Source organism: Pseudomonas sp. PWP3-1b2, assembly GCF_049896045.1.
In the GTDB taxonomy this organism is placed as follows: Bacteria; Pseudomonadota; Gammaproteobacteria; order Pseudomonadales; family Pseudomonadaceae; genus Aquipseudomonas; species Aquipseudomonas antarctica_B.
In genome coordinates this window covers 247164-253714 of the sequence record NZ_JAFCTN010000002.1, presented here as the reverse complement: position 1 = coordinate 253714, position 6551 = coordinate 247164, and the positions used below count along the sequence as shown (strand labels likewise).

Annotated in this window: 6 protein-coding genes; all 6 read left to right on the top strand. The window is 61.6% G+C overall.

Annotation, left to right across the window (positions count from 1 at the left end):
• Positions 1–474: 474 nt before the first annotated feature.
• Positions 475–1686 carry a YeeE/YedE family protein gene (locus ACP7A2_RS02430; RefSeq protein ID WP_426132937.1) on the top strand — a complete coding sequence of 404 codons (1212 nt, stop codon included), beginning with the start codon at positions 475–477 and terminating at the stop codon, positions 1684–1686.
• 31 nt (positions 1687–1717) lie between these two features.
• The gene (locus ACP7A2_RS02425) at positions 1718–2593 is read left to right on the top strand and encodes a LysR family transcriptional regulator (protein WP_426132936.1); all 876 of its coding nucleotides are present in this window, start codon (positions 1718–1720) and stop codon (positions 2591–2593) included.
• A 110-nt stretch (positions 2594–2703) separates the two neighbouring features.
• Positions 2704–3129, top strand: coding sequence for a VOC family protein (locus ACP7A2_RS02420; RefSeq protein WP_426132935.1), 426 nt, complete (start codon positions 2704–2706; stop codon positions 3127–3129).
• Positions 3130–3230: 101 nt separating this feature from the next.
• A complete protein-coding gene (gene pxpB, locus ACP7A2_RS02415) occupies positions 3231–3998 on the top strand; it encodes a 5-oxoprolinase subunit PxpB (RefSeq protein ID WP_426132934.1) in 768 nt (255 codons plus the stop codon).
• Positions 3995–4933, top strand: a complete 939-nt coding sequence (locus ACP7A2_RS02410) for a biotin-dependent carboxyltransferase family protein (protein ID WP_426132933.1) — start codon at positions 3995–3997, stop codon at positions 4931–4933. The genes pxpB and ACP7A2_RS02410 overlap by 4 nt, the downstream gene beginning before the upstream one ends.
• Before the next feature lie 173 nt (positions 4934–5106).
• On the top strand, positions 5107–6447 hold the full coding sequence (locus ACP7A2_RS02405; RefSeq protein WP_426132932.1) for an MFS transporter: 1341 nt from the start codon (positions 5107–5109) through the stop codon (positions 6445–6447).
• Positions 6448–6551 lie beyond the last annotated feature (104 nt).

Genomic DNA, 6551 nt, shown 5'->3' with positions numbered 1-6551 from the left:
GGGTCAGCCCATTCATCCATCAACTGACCCACCGCCTTCGCGAGCAAGCCCGCTCCCACAGTTTTGACCGAGTAAGACTTCAATACCTCTACACACTGTTGAGCCTTTCAAGGTCTTTAGTTAGGACAGGCGATTAGTACCCCTGTGGCGAGCGGGCTTGCCCCGCGTTGGGTTGCGAAGCGACCCTAAAAGGAAGAATGCGGTGAGTCAGGCACTCTTCGGCTGCTGTATTTGGGGCTGCTTCGCAGCCCAACGCGGGGCAAGCCCGCTCGCCACGGGGTACTAATCGCCTGTCTACCTAAGACCTTGAAAGGGCTGGCCGTAAGAGCCGAACCCCTATCAGCCATTGCCCAAACCACGAATCTGTACGCAAAAACCCAGCCCATTAAAAACAGGTGTCGATACCTACACCTCAACGCCCGTTTATACTCAACCCCCTCGCAATCAACCCCATTCAAACCAAGCGGATCCCCCATGAGCACCACTGTCCCCATCACCCCCACGCGCAAGCCGGCCGCGCCGCTGTTGGCTTTCATCATCCTGGTGCTCGGCGCGCTGTTCCTGCAAAACACCGTCGGCTCACGCCAGGTGCTGTTACTGGTGGTCGGCGCCGCGCTGGGCCTGACCCTCTACCACGCCGCGTTCGGCTTCACTTCCGCCTGGCGCGTCTTCCTAAACGACCGTCGTGGCGCCGGCCTGCGTGCGCAGATGGTCATGCTCGCGGTGGCGGTCGTGCTGTTTTTCCCGGCACTGGGCGCGGGCACATTGTTCGGCCAACCCGTCGTCGGTCTGGTGGCGCCTGCCGGGGTCTCGGTGGTCTTCGGTGCGTTCATTTTCGGCATCGGCATGCAGCTGGGCGGCGGTTGTGCGTCAGGCACCCTGTTCACCGTAGGCGGCGGCAACGCGCGCATGCTGGTGACGTTGTTGTTCTTCATCTGCGGTTCATTGATCGCCACCCATCATGTGGATTGGTGGTTCGCACTGCCGGCATTCCCGGCGGTGTCCATCGTCAAAAGTTTCGGGGTAATACCAGCGCTGGTCTTGAGCCTGGCCGTGTTCGCCTTGATTGCACTCATCACTGTTCGCCTCGAAAAGCGCCGCCATGGCCAGCTCGAAGCCGGCGTGAGCAGCGAACACATAGGCCTGCGCCGTTTCCTGCGCGGGCCGTGGCCGCTGGTGTGGGGCGCAATTGGCCTGGCCCTGCTCAACTACGCCACGCTGGCATTGGCCGGGCGCCCATGGGGCATCACGTCGGCGTTCGCGCTGTGGGGCGCCAAAGTGGCGAGCGGCCTGGGTGTGGACGTTTCCAGTTGGGCGTTCTGGCAAATGCCGGGCAACGCCAAGGCCCTGGCCGCGCCGGTATGGGAAGACATCACCAGCGTCATGGACGTGGGCATCATCCTCGGCGCGCTGTTGGCCGCAGGCCTGGCCGGGCGTTTTGCGCCAAGCCTGAAAATTCCGCCGCGCTCGCTGGTGGCGGCGGTGATCGGCGGCCTGCTGCTGGGTTACGGCTCGCGCCTGGCCTATGGTTGCAACATCGGCGCGTATTTCAGCGGCATCGCTTCGGGCAGCCTGCATGGCTGGGTGTGGCTGGTGGCAGCATTTATCGGTAACGGCGTGGGCGTGCGCTTGCGGCCATTGTTCTTTGCGGGCGAGCGGCCGCAGGTGGCATTGAGCGGTTGCTGAGCGGTTAAACCTCTAGCGGTAAGGTGCCAGGATGATTCGAGAGTTAAGAACCTTTGTATCCGCCGCCCGGCGCGGCACCTTTGCCGCCGCCGGGCAGCAGGTCGGGCTGACGCAATCGGCGGTGAGCGCGCAAATCAAACACCTTGAGGACGCGCTGGGGGTCAAGCTGTTCGACCGCACCGGCCGCTCGGCAACGCTCAATTCGGCAGGGCAGCGGGCGGTGCCGATGGCGGAAGAAATCCTCGATATTTTCTCGCGCATGGGCACCCCCGACAGTGCGAACAACTTCCACGGCTCCCTGCGTATCGGCGCCATCGGCAGCGTGCAAACCGGCATCCTGCCCCAGGCGCTGGTGGCCCTGAAGCGGCGCGCGCCGTTTATCGAGGTGAGCCTGGTGCCCGGCGTCTCACTGAACCTGCTCAGCCAGGTGGATGCCGGGGAGCTGGACCTGGCGATCATGATTCACCCGCCGTTCAACTTGCCTAAAGACCTGAATATTGAAGTCATCGCGCGCGAGCCGTTTGTGCTGATCACCGCCAAGGACGTGGAGGGCGACGACCCGTTGCAGATCCTGCGCGAACAGCCCTTCGTGCGTTACGACCGGGGCTCGTTTGGCGGGCGTCAGGTGACCCAGTTTCTCAAGGAACAGAAGATCCAGACTCAGCAAGCCCTTGAGCTCGACGAGCTGGACGCCATCGTCAAGATGGTCCGCAGTGGCCTCGGAGTGTCACTGGTGCCCCTGGCAGGTTTGTGGCTGGAACACGGCAGCGACGTGCGGGTTTTGCGATTGGACACGCTCACCTTCTATCGCGAAATCGTCTTGCTGACCAAGTACACCCAGCGCCAATTGCCGCTCTTCACGTTGTTCAGGTCGTGCGTCATGCAAGTGCTGAGTGCGCCGAAATAGCGCGCAAGCATCGAAATTATTGAAGCTCAGGGCGAAAGATATGCGCTTTATCCGCTAAGGGTTCTGGTGAAGAATCAAGTTCTAAACAACAGAACTTGCAGGTAACCGCCGTGAGCCTTTCGCCCTTTCATCTAGCTATTCCCGTCTACGACCTCGCCGCCGCTCGCCACTTCTATGGCGACGTGTTTGGCCTCCGCGAAGGCCGCTCCAGCGCGCAGTGGGTGGACTTCGATTTCTACGGCCACCAGCTGGTTATCCACGAACACCCCAAGACTGAATCCCAGGCGTCGGTGCACTCCAACCCGGTCGACGGCCATGACGTGCCGGTCCCGCATTTCGGCATCATCCTGCAGTGGGATCAATGGGAAGCGTTGGCCGACCGGCTGCGAGCCCGCGAGACCCAGTTCGTGATCGAACCTTACATCCGCTTCCAGGGCCAGGTCGGCGAACAAGCCACCATGTTTTTGTTTGACCCGTGTGGCAACGCCCTGGAGTTCAAGGCGTTCAAGGACATGAGCCAACTGTTCGCCAAGTAAGTGTGACCTGCGCGACCGTCGCCAGCAGAGCGACGGCGTTAACAATAGGTGAAGCCTGACCGGGCGGATCTTGATGGCTGCCGCCTGCGAGAAACGACGTTATGTCTGACGTTAACTGTGATGCCCGTAATCCGGTGCGAGCCGAGCCGTCCTGGCGGTTCGAGCCGTGTGGCGACAGCTGCATCGTGGTGGTGTTTGCCACGCTGTTCAGTGCGCAGGCGAACCGCCGCGCGGTGGCGTTCAGCGCGGCCCTGCATGAGCGGTTGGTGCAGGGTTCTCTCACCGGCGTCACCGATGTCATCCCCGCGATGGTGTCGGTGGGCGTGCATTATTCCCCGGCTATCTTCGCAACGCGGTCTCCCGACTCAGTGCCTTATGACGCGGTTGTCGAGCTGCTCGACAAGGCCCTGACACAGCTGCAAACCGCGCCACGCACAACGCCCAGGCGCCTTGAAATTCCAGTGTGCTACGAGGGCGACTACGCGCCCGATCTGCTGGGTATCGCCACCGCCTGTGGCATGACCCCAGGCGAAGTGATTGCCGTACACACTGCGCAGTGGGTCGACGTGTTAATGGTGGGTTTTGCGCCGGGCCATCCCTACATTGGCATGCACGAACCCGCGCTGAAGCTGGCGCGTCGGGCTGTGCCGCGCACGCTGGTCAACAAAGGCAGCGTGGGCCTGGCCAACTGTCAGAGCGTTATTTACCCCTCTGATTTGCCCGGCGGCTGGAACATTGTCGGGCGTACGCCGTTAACGATGTTTTCACCCGCCAATGAGCCACCTTGCCTGCTCACCGGGGGCGATAAAATCCGTTTTGTGCCGATCACGGCCCGTGAGTTCGCGCTGATGGCGGGAGCGCTGCCATGACCGTCAAGGTGATCCGGCCCGGGCTGTTTTCGTCGTTTCAAGACACCGGCCGCACGGGCTTCCAGCACTGGGGCGTGCCGGTCAACGGTGCGATGGATCCCGACGCTCATGCGCTGGCGAACCTGTTGGTCGGCAACCCGATCAGCACGGCTACATTGGAAATGACTGTTCAAGGCCCGCAGCTGTGCTTTCAAGCCAGGGCATTGATCGCCCTTGCAGGCGCCGACCTGGGTGCAAGTTTGGACGGTGTGGCGCTGAAACCGGGCCATTCCGCCGTTGTTAAGCCGGGTGCCACGCTACGTTTCGAAAAACGCGAATACGGTGCGCGTGCTTACCTGGCCGTCAGCGGCGGTTACCTGCTCGACCCGGTGATGAACAGCTGCAGTACCTACAGCCGAGGCAGCTTTGGCGGGCTCCATGGCCGGGCGTTGAAAGCCGGTGACGTGATCCCGATCAGTTCGTCGTTTGCCAACCCGCCGCGCTTGAACATCCCTGCCGGGTTGCTATACGCCGCGCCCAGCCAACCTGTGACAGTGCGCGTGCTGCAAGGGCGCGAATGGGCCGACTTCAGCGAAACCGCCCGGCATGACTTTCTCAACGAGCCCTACCAGATGACCGCCGCCTCGGACCGCATGGGTTACCGCTTGGACGGCGCCGCTCTGGACCTGACCGAGCCCACCCAGCTGCTGTCGCAAAGCGTGGCGTTTGGCACCGTGCAAGTGCCCGCTGGCGGCCAACCGATCGTATTGATGGCGGACCGGCAAACCACCGGCGGCTACCCCCGCATCGCCCACGTGGCGAGTGTGGATTTGCCCAGGCTGGCGCAACTGATGCCGGGCGATGAAGTGCGATTTTCACTGATTGACGTGCGCACGGCGCAGCAGCTGTTGGTGGCCCGCGCGCGCACGCTCAAACGACTGGAGACGGCCCACTAAAACACACACCGTCGCTACCCAATAATAAAAACAGGAGCGCTACATGAACCAGCCCACGTTCACCTTTCTTACTGTCGAGCATTAAAACCTCTCGGTTCCCGATGGGGTTACTTCTGGGTGGAGCACTCCACCTCAATAACTCAAATGACCAGCGGTCAGAGTGGAAGGTGTTTATGTCTCGAGTTTTATCTACGGCGGCCCCTGCGGCCAGTTTCGATACGCCGGCTACAACGGCTCAAAACAGCACCACCAAAATCGCCAGGCGCGCGGCCATCGCCGCTGCCACCGGCACGGCGGTGGAGTACTACGAGTTCGGTGTGTACGGCTTTATGGCGACGATCATCGCGCCTTTGTTCTTTCCCAGTGACAACGCCGCTGCCGCATTGCTGGCGACCCTCGCGGTGTTTGGCAGTGCGTTTTTGATTCGGCCGCTGGGCGGTATTTTGCTCGGGCGCCTGGCGGACCGCATAGGCCGGCGCAGCGTGTTGTTGAGCACGGTGATCGGCATGGGCACCGCAACGGCGGCCATAGGGCTGTTACCGACGTCTGCCCAAGTGGGCATTGTCGCGCCGATCCTGCTGGTGCTGATTCGGCTGATCCAGGGCTTTTTCGCCGGCGGTGAAGTCATCGGCGCGGCGGCGTTTCTGGCCGAGTCATCGCCCAAAGGCCGACGCGGCTTTTACGGTGCATTCACTCCGGTCGGTGTGGCGATTGGCGGTTCGATGGCGGCGATTATCTGCGGCATCACCACCGGGTTGGCCGATGCCGAGCAGCTGCAAGCCTGGGCGTGGCGTATTCCGTTTTTCCTCGCCATTCCCTTGGTGATCTTCTCTTGCATCATGCGTCACAACGTAGAAGAAACGCCTGAGTTCAAAGCCTTTCTTGCCGTGGAAAAACCGCCCACTGCACCGGTCCGCGAGGTGCTCACCCAGAACCTGCCTGCGGTGCTGCGCGTGGTGGTGTTCGCCTTCGCGCAGAACGCCGGTTACTACATCGGCCTGGTGTTCATGAACATTTACCTGACCACCTACCTGCACTTCGAAAAATCCAAAATCTATTGGGTGATAGCCGGGATCAGCCTGTGCATGGCGGCGATGATGCCGTTCTGGGGCGGCTTGTCCGATCGCATCGGGCGCAAGAAGGCCTTGGCCATCGGCTTTGTCGGTTACGCGGTGCTGGTGATTCCGATGATGGTGTTGATGAACAACAGCAGCCTGTTGATTGCGGTCATCGCGTTTTTTGTGGCGACGTTGCCGATGCCGGTCATTCAGTCCGTGGGTTACCCCACCTACGCCGAGCAGTTTCCAACCCGCGTTCGCTACACCGGCATGGCCATCAGCATCAACCTGGGGGCGATTTTGGGCGGCGGCATTACGCCTTACATCGTCACCTCATTGATTGGTTCCACCGGCAATTTGCTGGTGCCGGGGTTCTTCATGGCCGGGGCGGCGGTGTGCGCATTGGTGGCCTTGGTCACCTTGCGGGAAACCTCACAGGGCGACCTTCGGCGCTGAAGGACGATGTCCGAATACGTCCTCAAGTGGTCCGGCGTGCGTCTGTCAGCGGTGCGGTATTGTCCTTAGCATGGCTTGCATCAGCCTTTCACAGGCACGCCAGG